Annotated in this window: 19 protein-coding genes and 1 tRNA gene; 7 read left to right on the top strand and 13 right to left on the bottom strand. The window is 60.4% G+C overall.

Annotation, left to right across the window (positions count from 1 at the left end; translation table 11 throughout):
* Positions 1-56 precede the first annotated feature (56 nt).
* Genes A9D60_RS09000 through tmpA form a run of 3 tightly spaced genes read right to left on the bottom strand, consistent with a single transcriptional unit; the run spans position 57 to position 2,461 of the window.
* Positions 57-722 (bottom strand): ureidoglycolate lyase, encoded by a 666-nt coding sequence (locus A9D60_RS09000; protein WP_065267259.1) that lies wholly within the window; start codon positions 720-722, stop codon positions 57-59.
* The gene (tmpB, locus tag A9D60_RS08995) at positions 719-1,324 is read right to left on the bottom strand and encodes a (R)-1-hydroxy-2-trimethylaminoethylphosphonate oxygenase (protein ID WP_065267258.1); all 606 of its coding nucleotides are present in this window, start codon (positions 1,322-1,324) and stop codon (positions 719-721) included. Before tmpB ends, A9D60_RS09000 begins: the two co-directional genes overlap by 4 nt.
* A gap of 3 nt (positions 1,325-1,327) precedes the next feature.
* Positions 1,328-2,461 (bottom strand): 2-trimethylaminoethylphosphonate dioxygenase, encoded by a 1,134-nt coding sequence (gene tmpA / locus A9D60_RS08990; protein ID WP_065267257.1) that lies wholly within the window; start codon positions 2,459-2,461, stop codon positions 1,328-1,330.
* Between the two features lie 99 nt (positions 2,462-2,560).
* Here tmpA and A9D60_RS08985 point away from each other — a divergent pair, with 99 nt between their 5' ends.
* A complete protein-coding gene (locus A9D60_RS08985; protein WP_065267256.1) occupies positions 2,561-3,439 on the top strand; it encodes a LysR family transcriptional regulator in 879 nt (292 codons plus the stop codon).
* Between the two features lie 14 nt (positions 3,440-3,453).
* On the opposite strand, the gene A9D60_RS08980 is transcribed toward A9D60_RS08985, so the two are convergent.
* The 3 genes from A9D60_RS08980 to A9D60_RS08970 all read right to left on the bottom strand — a co-directional run bounded on the left by A9D60_RS08980 (position 3,454) and on the right by A9D60_RS08970 (position 4,707).
* Positions 3,454-3,789: a PilZ domain-containing protein gene (locus A9D60_RS08980; RefSeq protein ID WP_083194136.1), complete on the bottom strand. Its 336-nt coding sequence runs from the start codon at positions 3,787-3,789 to the stop codon at positions 3,454-3,456.
* 103 nt (positions 3,790-3,892) lie between these two features.
* Positions 3,893-3,969, bottom strand: a tRNA-Arg gene (locus tag A9D60_RS08975).
* 168 nt (positions 3,970-4,137) lie between these two features.
* A complete protein-coding gene (locus tag A9D60_RS08970) occupies positions 4,138-4,707 on the bottom strand; it encodes a YcbK family protein (RefSeq protein ID WP_065267254.1) in 570 nt (189 codons plus the stop codon).
* Positions 4,708-5,054: 347 nt separating this feature from the next.
* On the opposite strand from A9D60_RS08970, the gene A9D60_RS08965 reads away from it, so the two are divergent.
* Genes A9D60_RS08965 through A9D60_RS08950 form a run of 4 tightly spaced genes read left to right on the top strand, consistent with a single transcriptional unit; the run spans position 5,055 to position 9,316 of the window.
* The gene (locus A9D60_RS08965) at positions 5,055-6,683 is read left to right on the top strand and encodes a L,D-transpeptidase family protein (protein ID WP_065267253.1); all 1,629 of its coding nucleotides are present in this window, start codon (positions 5,055-5,057) and stop codon (positions 6,681-6,683) included.
* A gap of 38 nt (positions 6,684-6,721) precedes the next feature.
* Positions 6,722-7,795, top strand: a complete 1,074-nt coding sequence (gene lpxD / locus A9D60_RS08960) for a UDP-3-O-(3-hydroxymyristoyl)glucosamine N-acyltransferase (protein ID WP_065267252.1) — start codon at positions 6,722-6,724, stop codon at positions 7,793-7,795.
* A 48-nt stretch (positions 7,796-7,843) separates the two neighbouring features.
* A complete protein-coding gene (locus tag A9D60_RS08955) occupies positions 7,844-8,101 on the top strand; it encodes an acyl carrier protein (RefSeq protein WP_065267251.1) in 258 nt (85 codons plus the stop codon).
* 6 nt (positions 8,102-8,107) lie between these two features.
* Positions 8,108-9,316, top strand: a complete 1,209-nt coding sequence (locus tag A9D60_RS08950; RefSeq protein ID WP_065267250.1) for a beta-ketoacyl-[acyl-carrier-protein] synthase family protein — start codon at positions 8,108-8,110, stop codon at positions 9,314-9,316.
* 71 nt (positions 9,317-9,387) lie between these two features.
* Here A9D60_RS08950 and A9D60_RS08945 read toward each other — a convergent pair whose 3' ends face one another.
* Positions 9,388-10,044: an invasion associated locus B family protein gene (locus A9D60_RS08945; RefSeq protein ID WP_065267249.1), complete on the bottom strand. Its 657-nt coding sequence runs from the start codon at positions 10,042-10,044 to the stop codon at positions 9,388-9,390.
* 496 nt (positions 10,045-10,540) lie between these two features.
* Here A9D60_RS08945 and A9D60_RS08940 point away from each other — a divergent pair, with 496 nt between their 5' ends.
* Positions 10,541-12,085, top strand: a complete 1,545-nt coding sequence (locus A9D60_RS08940) for a helicase HerA-like domain-containing protein (protein WP_065267248.1) — start codon at positions 10,541-10,543, stop codon at positions 12,083-12,085.
* A 30-nt stretch (positions 12,086-12,115) separates the two neighbouring features.
* On the opposite strand, the gene A9D60_RS08935 is transcribed toward A9D60_RS08940, so the two are convergent.
* From A9D60_RS08935 to A9D60_RS08910, 6 genes are all read right to left on the bottom strand, one after another.
* Complete coding sequence (locus A9D60_RS08935; protein ID WP_083194135.1) at positions 12,116-12,379, bottom strand: hypothetical protein; 264 nt, start codon at positions 12,377-12,379, stop codon at positions 12,116-12,118.
* A gap of 182 nt (positions 12,380-12,561) precedes the next feature.
* A complete protein-coding gene (locus A9D60_RS08930) occupies positions 12,562-13,884 on the bottom strand; it encodes a branched-chain amino acid ABC transporter permease (protein WP_065267247.1) in 1,323 nt (440 codons plus the stop codon).
* Positions 13,881-14,891, bottom strand: coding sequence for a branched-chain amino acid ABC transporter permease (locus A9D60_RS08925; RefSeq protein ID WP_065267246.1), 1,011 nt, complete (start codon positions 14,889-14,891; stop codon positions 13,881-13,883). Before A9D60_RS08925 ends, A9D60_RS08930 begins: the two co-directional genes overlap by 4 nt.
* Positions 14,892-14,894: 3 nt before the next feature.
* A complete protein-coding gene (locus tag A9D60_RS08920; protein WP_083194134.1) occupies positions 14,895-15,725 on the bottom strand; it encodes an ABC transporter ATP-binding protein in 831 nt (276 codons plus the stop codon).
* Entirely contained in the window at positions 15,722-16,510 is a 789-nt protein-coding gene (locus tag A9D60_RS08915; protein WP_065267245.1) for an ABC transporter ATP-binding protein, read from the bottom strand. Before A9D60_RS08915 ends, A9D60_RS08920 begins: the two co-directional genes overlap by 4 nt.
* 99 nt (positions 16,511-16,609) lie before the next feature.
* The gene (locus tag A9D60_RS08910; protein WP_065267244.1) at positions 16,610-17,803 is read right to left on the bottom strand and encodes an ABC transporter substrate-binding protein; all 1,194 of its coding nucleotides are present in this window, start codon (positions 17,801-17,803) and stop codon (positions 16,610-16,612) included.
* Between the two features lie 186 nt (positions 17,804-17,989).
* Here A9D60_RS08910 and A9D60_RS08905 point away from each other — a divergent pair, with 186 nt between their 5' ends.
* Positions 17,990-19,093 carry a PQQ-dependent sugar dehydrogenase gene (locus A9D60_RS08905; protein ID WP_065267243.1) on the top strand — a complete coding sequence of 368 codons (1,104 nt, stop codon included), beginning with the start codon at positions 17,990-17,992 and terminating at the stop codon, positions 19,091-19,093.
* Positions 19,094-19,106 lie beyond the last annotated feature (13 nt).

The following is a 19,106-nucleotide window of genomic DNA, read 5'->3' as shown; positions in this document are numbered from 1 at the left end:
TTAGTAAATGAAAACGACGCCCTTGAAGGCGCCGTTTTGTGTTTGGAAGCAGTGCTTTAGCCCTGGATCTTGTCTTCGCGCAGTGGGCAGGACAGGTAAACGCCGAACTCCTTGCCCACATCGCAGCTGACCCGGGCATGCACTTTGCCCTGCCGGTCGAGAAAGCGCTGGCTGTCCTCCACCGGAAAGATCCCTTCGTGCCAGATATTCGGGTGGATATAGAGCCCTTTGGACCCGTCACACCAGAACGCCACGACCTTTTCCGGCTTCAGATCATCCCCCGGCAGGGCCACGGGGATGATGAAGGGTTTGTTGTCCAGCGGATAGAACAGCTGGCCGCCATCGGGATGATAATTCATGTGCCACAAAAGCACCTGATCCTGCGGCGCGGTCAGCGCTTCCACCTGGGCCTGCTGCGGGTCGGTGGACCAGCCCAGCACGTAGTTGCCGTTAACCGCTTCGTTCTCGCCATAGAGTACATCTCCGCGCCAATCCCCGCGGAAGGTGCCCTCGACCCAGCCGGCCTCGTCGCCGGTGCCTTCGTCAATCGGCCGCCAGCCCTGGGCGGGCCATTGCACGATTTCGATCTCGAAATTTTCCGGATCGTCCACCAGGCAGCCATAGCCCTTGACGCTTTCCTCGGTGGCCCGGATCAGCGGAACCTCATGCCAGGGCAGTGAGGGCTTGGTGCTGGCCTCGAAGATATACTCGGGCGCGCTCATTTTGCGGAACCTCCCGTTCCCATGTGCTTGTCCACCATCCGTTGGACCATCGGCGCAAAGTGCCAGTAATCCGGAGTGTCCATGTCGTCCCGTTTTCCAGCCTCGTCCAGATAGCGCACCGCGATGATCTGCTTGAGGTTCGGGTTCTGCTCGAACTCGGCAACTTCCTCCGCATTCATCGGTCCGCCCTGCAGGTTCAGGGAATGGACAGACGCCTCTGATAAACGGTTGAAATATTCAGGCTTGGTGGCGCAAAGATAACGCTTGGCGGCCACATGGTAACGGACGCAATCGGTGATGACCGACGGGAAGAACTGCTCCAGAACCTCGGCTCCGGCTTCCTCATGGTAACGGTCCTCCGTGTCATCCATGGAGAAAGTGCCGAACTCGCTGGTGAAATGGCCGATATCGTGGAGGAGTGCCCCAACGATGATCTCTTCCGGCTGGCCGTTCTGCTCGGCGATGGTGGCGCCTTGCAGCATGTGCTCGGCCATGGTGACCGGCTCGCCCAGGTATTCCTCATCGCCGCGGCGGTCGAAGATACCGCCGATGAAGTCTACGATATTGTCCCGGTTCAGCTGGCTGACGTCTGGCTTGCTCATCTCTCAGCCCTCCAGTTGCGCGTTCAGCACGTTCAGGGTCGACAGCAGACCATCCTTGTCGGCGTAGCAGCCCTGCAGCCAGCGAGAGCCGGAACCGGAATACCCCAGGCGGGCATGCATCACGCGGGTGTTATCAACGATGAAGCTTTCCCCCGGCTCCAGCTTAAAGGATACGCCCATGTCCGGATCGTCAATGAACTCACCCAGCCGGCGGTAAGCGGCGTAGTAGGCTTCCATCTGGTCAAACGGAATGTCGACAAACGGCGCAGAGGAGCGGTTGTTGAAGCGCATGCCGACCATCTCGCCATCGGGTGACAGTTCAATCATCGGGCGGCGGGAGCGCAGGTGCACGCCGTCAGACCCCTTGTACTCAAACCGGGCCGGGTAGCCTGCCAGCAGGGCAAAGCCTGCGGGGTTTTCTGCTTTCAGGCGTTCGGCTGCGCGGAAGCCGTCCACCACAATGCTCTCGCCGCCCTCGGCCGAGTTCTCCAGACAGTACAGGATCTGCAAGCTGGGCACCGGGTCGCGGTAGGGGTTATCGGTATGCGCCTGCAAGCCCAGGCCTGTATACGCGAGGTTGGTCGGATTCACCTCGGTGCGCACTTCGAAATACTTGCCGTAATTCGTTTCGCGGACGAAACCGAACATTTCAGCGTTTTCAATCAAAGCGCCTTCTTTCACTGGGCCGTTTATCAATTTGGCGAACCCCAAACGTGCAATCGCCTCCAGCCAGTCCCGTTTGACTTTGGGGTCGGACTGCACGTCTTCCCAGTCGAACACAGGGGCAGGCAGGCTGCTGTTCCAGGTTTCGATGCCTGGGGCCATGCGGCCGAAATCCGATGGCCTGTCAATGTCATAGGCGTGAGCCTTCAACCAGCTTACCGGGAAAGTCACGGTTTTGCCTTCCGGGGCGAATGTGACGGTCAAAGATCCGTGTTCCACCAGCGCGGTGCTGATTTTGGTGTCCACCGGAATGTCGCCGATGGTGATCAGCCGCTGGCCGTTGCCAGGGGCGCGTGTTTCCGGGTCCAGCGCGTTGTCGCGCAGCCAGATCGCATGAAAGCGGCTTTCGCTGCCGTCTTCGAATGTCAGGGTCAGAAAGCTGCCGGATGCGTCAGCAGTTACGGAACGGGGCATGAGGGTGTCTCCGGTTGGCCTGGTTCTTGCTTGCCTTGCTATCGCCGCTGAGCCATCAAGAGAACGACGGAAATTAGGGTTTGAGAGTTAGGTTTTCTAATGCCCAAGAAAGTGACCAAGCAAGGCCTGCCGCCGCTTGATTGGCTAAAGGTTTTCGAGGCCGCCGGCCGTCATGGCAGTTTTACTGCAGCGGCAGAGGAATTCGGAGCAACTCAGGCTGCTGTCAGCCAGCGAATCCGTAATCTGGAAGCCTGGCTAGGGCGGCAATTGTTCATCCGCTCAGCCCGCGGCGTTTCACTGACAGTCGATGGCGAAAGCTACCTGCCGCTGGTCCACGATTCCCTTCGCGCATTGGAGCAGGGCACTGAAAACCTGTTCGGCCACAGTGTTCGGGAACTGCGGATCGCTGCCCAGCCATCACATCTGGAAATGTTTTTAATGCCGGGACTTACGGCGTTTTCTGAAAGTCATCCTGAACTGCGGGTTGTGACGGAAACCGTGCCGAAGCGGTTGGATTTCGAAGCGGCGGATGGTGCGCTGCATATCCGCTACGGGCGCGGCAGCTGGCAGGGGCGCGACGGAGTCCTGCTGGCCAATGAGGTTCTTCAGCCAATGGCAGCCCCTGGCCAAGCTGCGGACTGGCGCTTGTTGCCGGCGATTGAGTTGCGCGGAGAACGGCCGGGATGGAGCGAGTGGGCACGTGTGACCGGAGAGCCGGCGCCGGAGGCCGGGCCGGTTTCGGTGGATTCCATGGCGCATGCCCTCCGGGCCGCCCGGCTTGGAATGGGGGTAGTACTGGGATCCAGGGCTCTGGCAGCCAATTTGCTGCTGACCGGGCAATTGATCTGTCTGCCAGCCGCCGAATTGGCCACGATAGACGGCTATTGGCTGACCTGGCCGCCGGGACTAGGGAAAACAAAGCGGCAAAGTGACGTCCTGAAGGCGCTGACCAAGGCCCTAAGTGCTGATCTGGGGTAAGCGAGGGCGGGCTTTCAGGTCGGGAACTCGCCGTTCTTGGTGAAATATGCATCCAATATTGGCCGTGCGCCGCGCTTGCTGAGGAACGCGAAGCCAATTCTCGCGTCCTTCCGCCAGCGGGTTCGAACCTCAAATTCGGCGATGTCTTCGATGGAGACAGATTGCAGTTCTGCCAGGCTAAAACTGTTCTGCCCCTCATCAGGCAGGCGGACGGCAAAACCGCTGTAGCTGATGTTGTAAACTATGGCCTCCCGCACAGATCCGGACAAATTTATTGTACAGGGCAAGTTCAGACGAAGCCGGGGCTCTGTTGGTTTCGCTGTCCGGAAAATAGAGTTGGTCTGTGCCATTCTGCCTCTCTGGCCGCATATTGAAGTACAGGCAGAGTAGTTAGCGGCAGGCTCTTTAAATAGCTTTAAGAGCTTAAAACGCTTTGAGGTTTCAATGTGAAGATGGCGCACCTGAGAGGATTCGAACCTCTGGCCTCTGCCTTCGGAGGGCAGCGCTCTATCCAGCTGAGCTACAGGTGCGTTGTTAAGCCGGGGTATACCCGTGCTTGATTGCCTCTGCAACGGGAAAAACTGCCTGTTTCCAATTTCCTGACTTCGCCCGGAGATTGCGGCTTCGGCCAGAAGTTCTGAAAACAGAAAAGCCTGCACCCGGAGTGCAGGCTTGCATTCTTGCAAAGTCAGGCGTGCTCAGCCGCGCCAGGTGCGGACAACGCCGCAATCCATATGCACAAAATTCGAACGGTGGTATTTACCAACACCACCGGCGTGGCACGCCTCGGCTGCTTGCGCCATCTGGGATACCGACCGGGAAGCCAGGCGAAGATCGGCGGCCTGGCCGCGCATGTGAAGCGAGTTTTTCGCGACCCCGCGCGAGCGGCTGCGCAGCATGGCGTTGGTCTTGGGGCTGCGATAGCCGGACAGCAGCATGTAGGGCTCGTTCACATCCAGCAGGTTGTGGGAGGCCGCCATGATGTCAATGGTCCGCAGATCCATGTTCTTGACTTCATCGGTGCGCCAATCCCGCATGAAGTGATTGATTTCCTTGACCGCATCTTTGATGTAATCGCCATCGATCCAATACACCATGTCCAAGCGCTCGCCGGTGCGGCCCGAATACATGCGGATGCGCCGGATGTCTCCGCCGCCGCGAAGGAAACCTGCTGCATTGGAGAAAGTCGGGGCTGCTGCCACTGCGGTTGCAGCAAATACACCCAAGAGAGAACGCCGGGAAATCCCCGTGCCCGTGGTTTTTGCCATTGTCACTGCGCCGTCCCGTACGCTTTTAGTCCTGCCTATTGCCCGATGTTACGGGCTCGTTAACGATCTCAGTTAACGTGCGGCATGTATGGCACACAGAGAATCCTGATCCAACATTTCTTTGCCGCGCTGTAACGGATAGCCCGTTTTTCGGCGAATTTTTGCGCATAAGGGGAGGGCGAGGGAACTTTTCCCCGCGACTGTTGCAGCCGGGTTTCATAGACGCGGCATTGCTGCATCAAAGCTGACTTTTCGCAATTGTGAATGGACAACAGCGGCTGGCATTTACCAGAATTTCAGTTAGGCACTGCCAGAATTGACAAAAATCGGCGCAAGGACCGGAAATTATGACTCGTGCGACTGCAGGAAGCTTCTTGCCAGGGATCAAGGCAGGGCTGTTTGCCCTGGCACTGGGCGGTTTGGCCGCCGGGGCTGTTTCCGGTTCAGCACAGGCTGAGGTTTCGGCGGCTTTCCGCCAAGCGGTCGCCGAGGCGGCTTACGGCAGCGACGCTGTCGCTGAATTTTACCGCAAAAACGGATACCAGGCGATCTGGACCGGTCAGGATGAGGCGTCGCGCCAGCGCCGCAATGCCCTTTTGGCGGCCTTGGGCGACACCCAGGCCCATGGCCTGCCGGACCGTTCTGCCGAGGTCAGCGCGCTGATTGAGCAGATGCGCGGTGTGCGCACGACGCGTGATATCGGCAATGTCGAGGCCGCGCTGAGCCGTGCCCTGGTGCAATATGCCACCGATCTGCAGACCGGACTGCTGGTTCCGTCGCAGATCGATGACGGCATGGTGCGCAAAAAACATACTGTGGACGGGGCGAACTTCCTGGCGGGGATCCGCGAAGCCCAGCCATATGCCTATTTGCGCAGCCTGGTTCCGGCATCGCAGCAGTACCGCGGGCTGATGCGGGAAAAACTGCGGCTGGAGCAGGTTATGGCTGCAGGCGGCTGGGGCCCGGCAGTGAACGCCAAGAAATTGGAGAGAGGCGATCAGGGTCCGGCTGTAATTGCGCTTCGCAACCGGCTGATGCTGATGGGCTACCTGCCGCGCAGCGCCGCGCGGACCTATGATGCGGCTCTTGAGAAGGCCGTGCAAAGCTTCCAGTCCGATCATGGCCTGGAAACCGATGGGGTGGCTGGTCCGGGTACCATTGATGAGATCAACAAGCCGGTAAGCGCGCGTCTCAAGTCTGTCATCATTGCGATGGAGCGCGAGCGCTGGCTGACGCCGGAGCGCGGCGAACGCCATATTCTTGTCAACCAGACCGATTTCACCGCCAAGATCGTCGACAACGGCGATGTGACCTTTGAGACCCGCTCGGTGATCGGCAAAAACACTCACGACCGCCGCAGCCCGGAGTTCTCGGACGAGATGGAGCATATGGTGATCAATCCGAGCTGGTATGTGCCGCGCTCGATCATCACCAAGGAATACCTGCCGAAGCTGCAGAATAACCCGAATGCTGTTGGCCATATCCAGATCACCGACAGCCGCGGCCGGGTGGTGAACCGCGGCTCGGCAGATTTCTCGCAATACACGGCGCGGAATTTCCCGTTCTCCATGCGCCAGCCCCCCAGCAGCCGTAACGCGCTGGGGCTGGTCAAGTTCATGTTTCCGAACAAGTACAACATCTATCTGCACGACACCCCGCAAAAGAGCCTGTTTGCCCGTGAGGTTCGCGCCTTTTCGCACGGCTGTATCCGTCTGGCCCAGCCGTTCGAATTTGCTTATGCGCTGCTGGCTAAACAGACCGAAAACCCCAAGGATTTCTTTCACCGCATTCTGAATTCCGGCAAGGAAACCAAGGTCGAGCTGGAAACGAAAGTGCCGGTGCACATCATTTACCGGACCGCTGTCGTGTCCGGCAAAGGCCGCGCTGAATTCCGCCGGGATGTCTATGGCCGTGACGCCAAGGTCTGGGCTGCACTGGAACGGGCAGGGGTGGTGCTGCCCAGCGTTCAGGGGTAAATGTCAGGCCCATACAGGATATTCTGAGAGGGCCTGACATGTTCACAATCCGCCAGATCGCCGAGTCTCTGGGCGCTGATGCCGAGGGCGACCTCGACCTGCAGGTTGCAGAGGCGGCGGAGCCTCAGGACGCGCAGGCAGGCCAGCTGGCCATGGCAATGGCGCCGAAGTATGCCGGCGGCCTGAAGGAAGGGCTGGCGCAGGCTGCCATTCTTTGGGACGGTGCGGACTGGCAGTCGTTCGGACTGAAAGCGGCGATCTTTGCCCCGCGTCCGCGCATGGCCATGTCCGGTGTGACTGCAATGCTGGACCGCGGCCAGGGGTTCCCGCCGGGCATCCACCCCTCTGCCGTCATCGATCCTGCAGCTGTTTTGGGCGAAGATGTCTCTGTCGGGCCGCTGGCCGTGATCGGGGCAGGCGCCAGGATCGGCGCACGGTCTGTCATTGGTCCGCACTGCTATGTCGGGGCGGATGCCGTTATCGGTGATGATGCATACCTGCGCGAAATGGTTTCCATCTCTGCCCGAGCAACCATTGGAGCCCGTTTCCGCGCACAGCCTGGCGCACGGGTGGGCGGCGATGGTTTTTCCTATGTCACGCCCGAAGTGTCCGGCGCGGAAAACGTGCGCAAGACCCTGGGCGACCAGGGCGAGGCCAAGGCGCAATCCTGGGTCCGAATCCATTCGCTGGGCGCAGTCACAATCGGCGATGATGTGGAGATCGGCTCCAATTGCACCATCGACAACGGCACCATCCGCGACACCGTGATTGGCGATGGCAGCAAGCTCGATAACCTCGTGCACGTGGGCCACAACACTCGTGTCGGCAATGACTGCCTGCTGTGCGGCCAGACCGGGATCTCCGGCTCGGTGGACATCGGCAACAACGTTGTGCTGGGCGGCCAGTGCGGTGTGGTCGACAATATTTTCATCGGCGACGGGGTGATTGCCGGCGGCGGCACCAAAATCCTGTCCAATGTGCCGGCAGGCCGTGTCATCATGGGCTATCCCGCGGTCAAGATGGAGACCAACACCGAGATGTATAAGGCGCAGCGCCGCCTGCCGCGTTTGATGCGTGACATCGAATTGTTAAAAAAGGCTGTTTTCAAGTAACCGTCTAATACCTACATCAGCCTCAGGCAGAAAATCGGGGATCTTTACATGAGCACGCAGGATAAGGTCATTGCAATAATTGCCGAACAGGCGGTTCTGGAACCGTCGGATGTGACCCTCGACAGCACGCTTCAGGATCTGGGGATCGACAGCCTGGGCGTGGTCGAGAGCATCTTTGCGATTGAGGAGGAGTTCGACATTTCGATTCCTTTCAACGCCAATGAGCCGGAGAAAAGCGACTTTGACATTTCCAATGTCGCGGCAATTGTTGCCGGGATCGACAAGCTGGTCCTGGAAAAAGCGTAAAGCTTCATGAAACGCGTCGTCATTACCGGGGCCGGAACCATCAATGCCCTGGGCCATTCGGTGCCCGCCACGCTGGCTGCCATGCGGGAGGGCCGTTGCGGCATTGGCCAGCTGGACTTTCGCGATGTGGAACGGCTGGCCATCAGGATCGGCGGACAGGTCCGAGGGTTCGAGGCTGAGGGCCGTTTCAACCGCCAGCAAATGAGCCTCTATGACCGGTTCACCCAGTTCACGCTGACCGCCGCCAAGGAAGCGATTGAACAATCGGGGCTGGAGTTCCATGGCGAGTTGTCGGCCAAAGCCGGTGTGGTTCTGGGGAATTCCGGCGGCGGCATGCAGACGCTGGATGAGAATTACCGCAGCGTCTACGAGGACGGCAAGAACCGGGTGCATCCGTTTGTCGTGCCCAAGCTGATGAACAACGCAGCGGCCGGCCATGTGTCGATGCAGTTTAACCTTAAGGGGCCGAGCTTCACCGTATCCACGGCCTGCGCGTCTTCCAATCATGCGATGGCACAGGCGTTTCAAATGGTGCGTTCCGGAATGAGCCCGGCAATGATCACCGGCGGGTCGGAATCCATGCTGTGCTTTGGCGGAGTGAAAGCCTGGGAGGGCCTGCGGGTGATGTCCAAGGACGCATGCCGCCCGTTCAGCGCCAACCGCAACGGCATGGTGCAGGGCGAAGGCGCCGGAATCTTTGTCTTCGAGGAATATGAGCACGCCAGGGCGCGCGGTGCCGAAATCCTGTGTGAAGTCATCGGCTTTGCCATGTCCTCGGATGCGGCGGACATCGTGATGCCCAGCAAGCAGGGGGCTGCTCGGGCCATTGCCGGCGCGCTGCAGGATGCCCGTATCGACGCCTCAGAGGTTGGATACATCAACGCCCATGGCACCGGCACGGCGGCCAATGACAAGACGGAATGCGCTGCCGTGGCAGATGTGTTCGGCCCGCACGCTGACAGCCTGATGATATCCTCCACCAAGTCCATGCACGGCCACTTGATCGGCGGCACCGGCGCGGTGGAGCTCCTGGCCTGCATCATGGCTCTGCGCGACGGGGTGATTGCGCCGACCATCGGCTATGAGGAGCCGGATCCGGAATGCGCGCTTGATGTGGTTCCGAATGTGGCGCGCGAAGCCAATGTTGCGGTGGCCCTGTCCAACGCCTTTGCCTTTGGCGGGCTGAACGCTGTGCTGGCGCTGCGCAAGGTTTGATGGTTGCACAGAAAACGCCGCGGCCCTTGGGCACGCGGCGTTTTCATTTCATTGCCGTTCGGCTAGGGGGCTTATTGCTTGACGACGTCCACGACGTCATAGCCCGCGGTGAAGCCGCTCAGAGAAAGTTTCATCGACACAACCTGGTCCGGCGCAGGTGCAGGGCGCAGCGACAATACGGCTTCTTTGCCCTTCTTGAAGGCGTCGATGTCACCTTGGGTCAGGCCGATCTGTGCGACACAGCCCAGCGGGTTGCAGAAGGAATAGTTGTAGCGCTTGGCCGGCGCGCCATCGATGGAGATGGTCAGCGCTGCCGGCAGCAGGGTTTCCAGCGGAACGATTACGGTGGCACCGGCAACCGCCTGGCCGCCTTGCTGCTCGATACGGAACAGCGACACCTCAGCCATCGGGTTGCCTTGCGGTCCGGCCAGTACCTGAAGCAGTGAGCAAGGATCGTTTTCCTGCTCGGTGCGGATGCAGGCCAGATCCCAGTCGCCGTGCTTTTCCTTGGAATAGCGGTCCCCCAGCTTTGGGCCGTCAGCAACCGGTTCGCCAAGATCCAGCAGTTGGTCCGCGGTCGATTCAGATTGTTCCGCCTGCTCTGCGGTTTCCGCCCCGGCGGCCTGTTCTGTGGTGTCAGTCTCCTCTGCGGTGGTTTCCTGCGCCGCCAGCGGCGCGGACATAGCCAGCACCGCGGCAAGCGTGATCGGGGTCAGGGACTTCAACATGAATGCCTCATTTTTCTAAAGACGCTGGCAACGCGTTTATCACGCCGCCCGGACGGTGTCAGGCCTATTACTCGGGATTAGCGGGGAATTCCGCGCACAACAGCTCAACTGCGGAAGTCTCTGAAAAAATGCAAAAAAGGGAACCGGTTGGTTCCCTTTTTCGTGTTTGCATCTCCCCGTCGGACTGGCCGACTTAGTTATTGCGTAGGACGTTACGAAAGGGCTGGCCATCGGTCAACATCCAAGTTCAAAAAAAATCCTGACGGGCCGGATTTCATGAAAATTGAAGTCTTAGGGCTGAGCGGGCAGTCGAATATGCCCGTTTTACAGGCAAACATTGCTCAAAAAGAAGGCCGTGCACGAGGCACGGCCAGTCTGACAGGGAGGAAATGTCCGCCACGGCAACCGCTTTTGCAGGGGCGGGCAAGATTGACTATCGCATCCAAAAGTTAACTTTGTATTGTTATCCACAGGAAAAAGAGCAGGCGGGGCAGGCATGTCAGACAGAATATTTCTCGGCGGCGGTGGAGAAGGGTACGGCGAACAGCAGGGGCTGGATCTGAAATACGCCAACCGTCACGGCCTGATCGCGGGTGCAACCGGAACCGGCAAGACTGTGACACTGCAAATCCTCGCGGAAGGGTTTTCCAATGCCGGCGTCCCGGTGATCCTTTCAGATGTGAAGGGTGATCTGTCCGGGCTGGCGCTGGCTGGATCCCCGGATCACAAGCTGCACGAAGCTTTCCTGGAGCGCGCCGCCAAGATCGGGTTCGAAGGCTACGGCTACCACGCTTGTCCCGTCACTTTCTGGGATCTCTACGGTGAGCAAGGGCATCCGGTGCGCACAACAGTTGCGGAGATGGGTCCGCTGCTGCTGGCACGCTTGCTGGAGCTGAGCGAGGCGCAGGAGGGCATCCTGAACATTGCATTCAGGCTTGCCGACGAAGAAGGGCTGCCGCTTCTCGATTTGAAAGATCTGCAGGCGCTTCTGGTCTGGATCGGCGAAAACCGCAGTCAGTTGTCGCTTCGCTACGGCAACGTCTCCACCTCCTCAATCGGCGCCATTCAGCGCCGTTTGCTGGTGCTGGAAAATCAGGGAGGTGCAGGCCTGTTCGGTGAACCGGCGCTGGCGCTCAGCGACCTGATGCGCTGTGATGCGGCAGGCAAGGGGATGGTCAATATCCTGGCCGCGGACAAGCTGATGGCGGCGCCGGGCCTTTACTCCACATTCCTGCTGTGGCTCCTGAGCGAGCTGTTCGAGGAACTGCCGGAAGTGGGTGACCCGGACAAGCCCAGGCTGGTGTTCTTTTTCGACGAGGCGCATCTGCTGTTCGACGACGCCCCCAACGCGCTGATCGACAAGGTGGAGCAGGTCGCGCGGCTGATCCGCTCCAAAGGGGTCGGAATCTATTTCATCACCCAGAACCCCGCAGACGTGCCTGAGGACATTCTGGGGCAGCTTGGCAACCGCATCCAGCACGCGTTGCGCGCATTCACCGCCAAGGACCGCAAGAACCTGCGGCTGGCCGCCGAGACCTACCGGGAAAACCCGCGGTTTTCGACCGAAGATGCCATCCGCGAAGTCGGGGTGGGCGAGGCGGTCACCTCAATGCTGCAGAAGAAGGGGGTTCCAGGTGTGGTCGAGCGCACTTTGATCCGTCCGCCGAGCACGCAACTGGGGCCGATCACGGCGGATGAACGCAAGAAGATGCTCAAGTCTTCTGACATGGCCGGTAAATACGACACCCCTATGGACCGCAGATCGGCTTTTGAAATCCTGGCACAGCGGGCGCTGGCCGCGGCCCAGGCGGCTGAAGCCGCCGAGGAAACTGCTGAAGCCGCTCCAGAACCGATGGCGCGGGAGTTCAATGCCGCGCGCCGCTACTCCGGATCGCGGGTCAGCCGGTCCTCGTCACGCTCTTACAAGCAGAAGGACAGTTTTACCTCTGCGATGTCAGAGGCGGTCATCAAGGAGCTGAAGGGAACCACCGGCCGCCGGATTGTCCGTGGCATTCTCGGCAGCCTGTTCAAGGGCCGCTGAGAGGAGCAGGAGGTGCACAGAGGGCTGCAGTCAGCCCTCTTTCATTTGCCTGTAGCCTTCGCGCTTGCAGATTTCATCGGCTTCCTGGACCGGCATCGAGGCGGGGCGGTCGATCGAACGGTCCCACAGCACCCGGTCCTTGGTGTAGAGCTGGCAAGTCACCACGCCCTTGCTGGTCTGGAGCTGCACCGGAGTGGTTTCGAACTGCTCGGGGGAAACGCAGCCAGACAAAGCCGCAATTGTGCCGAAGGCGGCAAAAGATTTCAAAACGATGTGCATGGCTTCCGGCCTCATTAAACTCTGCTCAGTAGTACTATCCGCACAAAAACAAATGATTAAGGCACCACTTTCGCGGTTCTAAGGCAAAGCTGGGGCGTTGAATGCTGCGGGGGAAATGGACCGGTTCAGCTGCGCCGAACTGCGTCAAAGAAGGGCCGGGCCCTGACCAGAACGTGCTGGTCAGGGCCCGTGCCATTTTACTTTTCAGGGATCAGGCCGCGCGGGCTGAACCTGAGCACCAGGAGCAGTATCAGCCCCATGGTGAACAGCCGCATGTGCGAGGCGCTTTCCAAGAGATGCGCCTTCAGCGCGCTGCCCTCGGCCATGCCTGCGGTTACCAGCTCCATCAGCAGGATGCCCATCGGCTCCACCTTGATCCAGAAGAACCAGATCAGCATACCGCCCAGCACTGCACCGAAGTTGTTGCCGGACCCGCCGACAATCACCATTACCCAAATGAGGAAGGTGAAGCGCAGCGGGTTGTAGGTGCCCGGTGTCATCTGGCTGTCGAGCGTGGTCATCATCGCCCCGGCAATGCCGCAGATGGCAGACCCCAGCACAAAGATCTGCAGATGGCGGCGGGTCACGTCCTTGCCCATCGCCTCTGCCGCGGTCTCGTTATCGCGGATCGCGCGCATCATCCGGCCCCAGGGGCTTTTCAGCGCCATCTGCGCCATCCACAACAGCGCCAGCAGCACCACCGTGAACATCAGCGCATAGCCGGCTTTGACGTAGACGGTCGAGGCGGTGACCGGGTCCATGCCCCAGCTGGCCGCGCGCTCCACAAAGGTCGGATCGGCTTGCAGGTCCACTTCATAGGGCAGCGGGCGGGGCAGGCCGACCACGTTCTTCACGCCGCGTGACAGCCAGTCCTCGTTCTTCAGAACTGCGATGATGATCTCGGCAATCCCCAGGGTGGCAATTGCCAGGTAATCCGAACGCAGCCCCAATGCGGTCTTGCCGATCAGCCAGGCCGCACCCGCGGCCAGCAGGCCTCCTGCGGGCCAGGCCAGCAGCACCGGCAGGCCCAGGCCGCCGATATTGCCCTGAAGTGCGGGGTTGATCGCCTCGACCGAACCCACCGCCGGGTCAAAGATTGCCCGGTAGACGATGAAGCCCACGATCATGACCGCCGACAGCACCAGCATACGCAGTTTGCCTGCGGGCATGAACTTGGTGATCATCACCGCAGACACCACGGTCAGCGCGCCCATCACCAATGCCATCACGATGCTGACACCGCCAGAGGACCAGGCCGCGGGGATCACCGGTGTCGACACCAGCACCACGGCCAGACCGCCAAGCGCGGTAAAGCCCATGATGCCGACGTTGAACAGCCCGGCAAAGCCCCACTGGATGTTCACCCCGATTGCCATGATGGCCGAGATCAGCCCCATGTTCAGGATCACCAGCGCCGAGTTCCAGGAGCCGGAGAAGAACAGGAAGTCGGTCATGCCTTCCAGCAGGATCATCACGCCGACAAAGACGAAAAGAAGGGTATGTTTCATGGTCTCGGTCATACCGCTTTCCCTTTGAAAAGGCCGGTGGGCTTGAACAGGAGGACGACAATCAGGATCGCGAAGGAAACCGCGAACTTGTAGTCGGTGCTGAGGAGCTGAACCAGCCCGTCAGGCGCCAGGCTCTCCGGAAGGCCGTAAGTCAGGACCTTTTTCCAGGCATAGGTGATCGTCACTTCGGAGAAGGCGATAATGAACCCGCCCGCAATGGCCCCGATCGGGTTGCCGAGGCCGCCCACGATGGCGGAGGCAAAGATCGGCAGCAGCAGCTGGAAATAAGTGAAGGGTTTGAAAGATTTGTCGAGGCCGTAGAGAACCCCTGCAATGGTCGCCAGCGCTGCCACGATCATCCACGTGTACATCACCACCCGTTCCGGGTTGATGCCGGACAGCAGCGCCAGATCCTCGTTGTCCGAGTAGGCGCGCATCGACTTGCCGGTGCGGGTCTTGTTCAGGAACCAGAACAGCACCGCAACAACGATCACCGCGGTGACCACGGTCAGTGCCTCGGTGGTCTTGATCGCCAGGCCTTCATCCAGCCCGGTGAGCTTCTTGAAGGTCCGTGCCGAGATCACAAAGCGTTCGCCATCGGTAAAGCGCTGATCGCCCGGCCCGATGATGAAACGCACCAGGCCGTTCATGATGAACATCACACCGAGCGAGACCATGACAAAGATCACCGGCTTCGCCTTTTGCTGGCGGTAGAACCGGTAAACGGTCCGGTCGGTAAGCAGCATCAGCGCAATGGTGCCCAGAATGCCGAACGGCAGCGCCAGCAGCGCGGTCGGCAGCGGCCCTGCGCTGAGGCCGGCGGACTGAAACAGCCAGGTTAGCAGGATGGTGACCATGGCACCGAAGGCCATGGTGTCGCCATGGGCAAAGTTCGAGAACCGCAGGATCCCGTAGATCAGTGTCACCCCCAGTGCGCCAAGCGCCAGCTGGCTGCCATAGGACAGCCCGGGGACAATAACATAATTGGTAAGCGCCACGAGGGCGTTGAGAAGATCCATCAATTAGCCCCCCAGGAAAGATTTGCGCACTTCGGGATCGGCCAGCAGCTCCTTGCCGGTGCCGGTATAGGCATTGCGCCCCTGCACCAGAACATAGCCTTTGTCTGCGATCTCAAGCGCTTGCTTGGCGTTCTGCTCCACCATCAGGATCGGCAGCCCGGTGCGGGCAACCTCGATGATGCGGTCGAACAGCTCATCCATCACGATGGGGGAGACGCCCGCAGTGGGCTCGTCCAGCATCAGCACCTTGGGCTTGGTCATCAGCGCCCGGCCCACCGCCACCTGCTGGCGCTGGCCGCCGGACAGCTCGCCCGCGGGCTGGTTGCGCTTGTCGCGCAGGATCGGGAACAAATCATAGACCTGCTCCATCGTGTCCCGGAAATCATCGGTGCGGATGAAGGCGCCCATCTCCAGGTTCTCCTCCACCGTCATCGAGGTGAAGATATTGCTGGTCTGCGGCACAAACCCCATGCCCTTGACCACCCGGTCCTGCGGGGTGAGCTGGGTGATGTCCTCGCCGTCCAGCCGCACCGCGCCGGAGCGCACGTTCAGCATCCCGAACACCGCCTTCATCGCGGTCGACTTGCCCGCGCCGTTGGGGCCGACGATGACCGCGATCTCGCCCTTGTCGACGGCGATGGTGCAGTCATGCAGGATGTCCGGACCCTTGCCGTACCCGCCGGTCATGGTGTCCCCGATCAGGAACGGGCCGCCGTCGACCTTGTGTGTTGGGCCGCTTTTCAGATGAGCGGGTTGCATCGTGCCGATGCCCTTCGTGTTGGTGATCGAGGCGTCCTTGTTGCCGTGATCGTCCTGGTAGGGGTTGTCGCTCATGCGCCCGCCTCCAGTTTGTCCTTGTTTTTCAGACCGGTACCTAGATAGGCCTCGATCACATGCTCGTTTGCCTTGATCTCGTCCAGGGTGCCTTCGGCCAGCTTCTTGCCCTCGGCCATGCAGATCACCGGGTCGCACAGGCGGCCAATGAATTCCATGTCGTGCTCGATCACAACGAAGGTGTAACCGCGCTCCTCATTGAGGCGTTTGATCGCGTCGGCGATGGTGTAAAGCAGGGTGCGGTTCACACCGGCGCCAACCTCGTCTAGGAAGACGATCTTGGCGTCCACCATCATGGTGCGGCCCAGTTCCAGCAGCTTCTTCTGGCCGCCGGACACCTGGCCCGCCTTCAGGTCCGCGATGTGGCTGATGGTCAGGAACTCAAGTACCTCGTCAGCCTTGGCCCGCAGCGCGCGCTCTTCGTCAGCAATCCGCTTGCGGCCGAACCAGGTGTTCCAAAGGCTCTCCCCCGATTGCGCGCCGGGCACCATCATCAGATTTTCCCGGCAGGTCATCGAGGAGAACTCATGCGCGATCTGGAAGGTGCGCAGCAGCCCCTTGTGGAACAGCTCATGCGGCGGCAGGCCGGTGATGTCCTCACCGTCCATGGTGACCCGGCCTGAGGTCGGTTCAAGCACGCCTGCGATAACGTTGAAAAGTGTGGTCTTTCCCGCCCCGTTCGGGCCGATCAAACCGGTTATGGACCCCTTGGCGATTTCCAGCGAGGCGCCGTCAACCGCGTGGAACCCGCCGAAGTGCTTATGCAAGTCCTCGACGACGATCATGTCATTTCATCCCCTAGCGCCGTTAAGGCGGCGCTTTTAATTCAGAACAGCCCGGGCAAAACCCGGGCTGGCCTATCTTGGTTGCTTTTCAGGTGCTTATCAGCGGAAGCGAAGGGTTTCGTTCTTGCCGTCCTTCACTTCGATCTCGCGGTAGGAGCCTGCGCTCTCACCCGGGCCGATCAGCTCAACGCCGGTTGCGCCCTGATAGTCGATCTCACCGCCGGCGGCGAGGATTTCCAGCGCCTTGCCCAGTTCACCCGGGTTGATCGGCTCGCCCGGGGCGTTTGCCACGTCCAGGATCTTGCCGACGTAATCCGCCGGGTTGGTGGAGTTGGCAGCCTGCATCGCCAGCAGGAACAGCGCCGCGGCATCATAGGATTCAGACGCATAGGCCGAGGTGCCGTCAAAGCCGCGCTCTTTTGCCATTTCGGCAAAGATTTCCGCGCCTTTGCTGTCGGAACCAGCGATCTGGCCGAAGGAGCCGTCGAGGTCCGCGCCAACGTTTGCGGGCAGGCTGTCGCCGATCATGCCGCCGGGCAGGCCGAAGGTGTCAAACGCACCGGAATCCAGCGAACCCTGGATGATGCCCAGGCCGCCCTGGTCCAGGTAGCCAGCAACCACCAGGATGTCGCCGCCGGCAGAGGCCAGCGCACCGACTTCAGCGGAGTAGTCGCCTTTGCCGTCTTCATGCGCGGTCACGATGGTGACTTCGCCGCCAACTTCCTCGAACGAGGACTGGATCGCGTCCGCCAGGCCCTTGCCGTAGTCGTTGTTGGTGTAGGTCAGGGCGATCGAGTTGATGCCGCGCTCTTTCAGGATCTCGGCCATCACCTGGCCTTCGCGTGCGTCCGACGGCGAGGTGCGGAAGAACAGGCCGTTGTCTTCCATGGTCGACAGGCCGGGCGAGGTTGCGGACGGTGAAATCATCACCATGCCGTTCGGGATCGCCACGTTCTGCAGGATCGCGCCGGTTACGCCGGAGCAGTCGCCGCCGATGATGCCGTTCACGCCTTCGGCAACCAGCTTCTCGCCGTTTGCCACGGCCAGGCCGTTGTCGATGCAGCCGGTGTCAGCGCGCACGGAGGTCACGGTTGCGCTGTCCAGCAGCTTGCCGGACTTGGTGACTTCTTCCATGGCCAGCTCGGCGCCGTCGCCCATGGCCGGGGCCAGCGATTCAATCGGGCCGGTGAAGCCGAACAGCACGCCCAGTTTCACTTCCTTGGCGTGGCCGCCGGCATAAGCGGTGCCAGCAGTCAGCGCAGCGGCCGCGGTGGCCATCAGCAGTTTCTTCATTTGAGAACTCCCATTGTTGGAACAAAAATGTTCACATCGGACCCTAGGCAAGCCATCTGGAAAAGAAAAGTCCCGTTGAGGCGTGAGATAACAAAGAGTCCGTCCCGTTTTTCTCCGCTATTATCAGTTTATGTTCTGCGGAGCTGCATTTACTTTAAGTTTAAAGTAACGAAAGGGGAAGCAAAAATGTTGCGCCGGTTACTCATTTTGTCGGCTGTGCTTCTGCTGGTGCCGTTTTCCAAGACTGTTCAGGCAGATACAATGGACAGCAGCCTTGGCCGCTTGAGCGTCACGAAGATGGCCGGCGGGTTTGATGTGCCTTGGGCCATTGCGTTTCTGCCGGACGGCGGCTTTCTGGTGACGGAGCGGGACGGCGCGCTTTTCCATGTTCTGGACGGGAAAAAGAATCGCATCAGCGGCACGCCTGCCGTGGCGGCAGAGGGGCAGGGCGGCCTGCTGGATGTGATGGTGCCGCGGGATTTCCAAGCCAGCCGGGAGGTTTTCCTGACCTTTGCCAAGCAGCAGGGGCGCGGTGCGGGAACCGCGTTGGCCGCGGGCCGTCTCAGCGCCGATAACAGCGCTTTGAGAGATTTGCGCATCCTGTTCGAAGCTGCGCCCGGCGCCACTGGCGGCCGCCACTTCGGTTCCCGTGTAGTAGAGGCGCGGGATGGCACTTTGTTCATTTCATTGGGGGAACGCGGAGACCGGCCCAGCGCCCAGAACCTGAGGCTGCATCAGGGGTCAATGGTTCGGATCAACCGCGACGGCACGGTGCCCGCGGGCAATCCGTTCACAGGAACCGAAGCTGCGCAGCCGGAAATCTGGTCTTACGGGCACCGCAACCCGCAGGGTGTGGCTTTGGATTTGCAGGGCAATCTCTGGGTGGCGGAACATGGCGCCAAAGGCGGCGATGAGGTGAACCGCGTCCGCAAGGGGGCAAACTACGGCTGGCCGGTGATCTCTTACGGCCGCCACTACTCCGGGGCAAAAATCGGTGAAGGCACAGCCAAACCCGGGATGGAACAGCCGGAATGGTACTGGGATCCGTCTATCGCGCCTTCGGGCATGATGATCTATTCCGGCCGGATATGGCCGCAGTGGCGGGGCCAAATCTTTKTCGGCTCGCTCAAGTTCGGCTACATCTCCCGGCTGTCAGGCTCCCCGCTGAGGGAGCTGGAGCAATTGCGCAGCAGTAAAACCGGGCGCATCCGCGATGTGCAGGAAGCGCCCGATGGCAGCATCTGGTTTGCATCAGAGAGCGAAGGGGCGGTCTTCAGGGTTTCCAGATAACCGCCCGCCGGGG

It is taken from the genome of Leisingera sp. JC1, assembly GCF_001679925.1.
GTDB lineage: Bacteria > Pseudomonadota > Alphaproteobacteria > Rhodobacterales > Rhodobacteraceae > Leisingera.
The sequence above is the reverse complement of the archived record's forward strand: the minus strand, read 5'-3'. Positions and strand labels throughout refer to the sequence as shown.

What these genes read in the sequence shown, in the direction of transcription:
- A9D60_RS08945 (WP_065267249.1), bottom strand. Translation starts at nt 10,044, where the DNA reads ATGTTGAAGTCCCTGACCCCGATCACGCTTGCCGCGGTGCTGGCTATG.
- tmpB (WP_065267258.1), bottom strand. Translation starts at nt 1,324, where the DNA reads ATGAGCAAGCCAGACGTCAGCCAGCTGAACCGGGACAATATCGTAGAC.
- A9D60_RS08920 (WP_083194134.1), bottom strand. Translation starts at nt 15,725, where the DNA reads ATGAGCGACAACCCCTACCAGGACGATCACGGCAACAAGGACGCCTCG.
- A9D60_RS08935 (WP_083194135.1), bottom strand. Translation starts at nt 12,379, where the DNA reads ATGAGGCCGGAAGCCATGCACATCGTTTTGAAATCTTTTGCCGCCTTC.
- A9D60_RS08940 (WP_065267248.1), top strand. Translation starts at nt 10,541, where the DNA reads ATGTCAGACAGAATATTTCTCGGCGGCGGTGGAGAAGGGTACGGCGAA.
- A9D60_RS08930 (WP_065267247.1), bottom strand. Translation starts at nt 13,884, where the DNA reads ATGACCGAGACCATGAAACATACCCTTCTTTTCGTCTTTGTCGGCGTG.
- A9D60_RS08950 (WP_065267250.1), top strand. Translation starts at nt 8,108, where the DNA reads ATGAAACGCGTCGTCATTACCGGGGCCGGAACCATCAATGCCCTGGGC.
- A9D60_RS08910 (WP_065267244.1), bottom strand. Translation starts at nt 17,803, where the DNA reads ATGAAGAAACTGCTGATGGCCACCGCGGCCGCTGCGCTGACTGCTGGC.
- A9D60_RS08915 (WP_065267245.1), bottom strand. Translation starts at nt 16,510, where the DNA reads ATGATCGTCGTCGAGGACTTGCATAAGCACTTCGGCGGGTTCCACGCG.
- A9D60_RS09000 (WP_065267259.1), bottom strand. Translation starts at nt 722, where the DNA reads ATGAGCGCGCCCGAGTATATCTTCGAGGCCAGCACCAAGCCCTCACTG.
- A9D60_RS08955 (WP_065267251.1), top strand. Translation starts at nt 7,844, where the DNA reads ATGAGCACGCAGGATAAGGTCATTGCAATAATTGCCGAACAGGCGGTT.
- A9D60_RS08965 (WP_065267253.1), top strand. Translation starts at nt 5,055, where the DNA reads ATGACTCGTGCGACTGCAGGAAGCTTCTTGCCAGGGATCAAGGCAGGG.
- A9D60_RS08980 (WP_083194136.1), bottom strand. Translation starts at nt 3,789, where the DNA reads ATGGCACAGACCAACTCTATTTTCCGGACAGCGAAACCAACAGAGCCC.
- A9D60_RS08985 (WP_065267256.1), top strand. Translation starts at nt 2,561, where the DNA reads ATGCCCAAGAAAGTGACCAAGCAAGGCCTGCCGCCGCTTGATTGGCTA.
- lpxD (WP_065267252.1), top strand. Translation starts at nt 6,722, where the DNA reads ATGTTCACAATCCGCCAGATCGCCGAGTCTCTGGGCGCTGATGCCGAG.
- tmpA (WP_065267257.1), bottom strand. Translation starts at nt 2,461, where the DNA reads ATGCCCCGTTCCGTAACTGCTGACGCATCCGGCAGCTTTCTGACCCTG.
- A9D60_RS08970 (WP_065267254.1), bottom strand. Translation starts at nt 4,707, where the DNA reads ATGGCAAAAACCACGGGCACGGGGATTTCCCGGCGTTCTCTCTTGGGT.
- A9D60_RS08925 (WP_065267246.1), bottom strand. Translation starts at nt 14,891, where the DNA reads ATGGATCTTCTCAACGCCCTCGTGGCGCTTACCAATTATGTTATTGTC.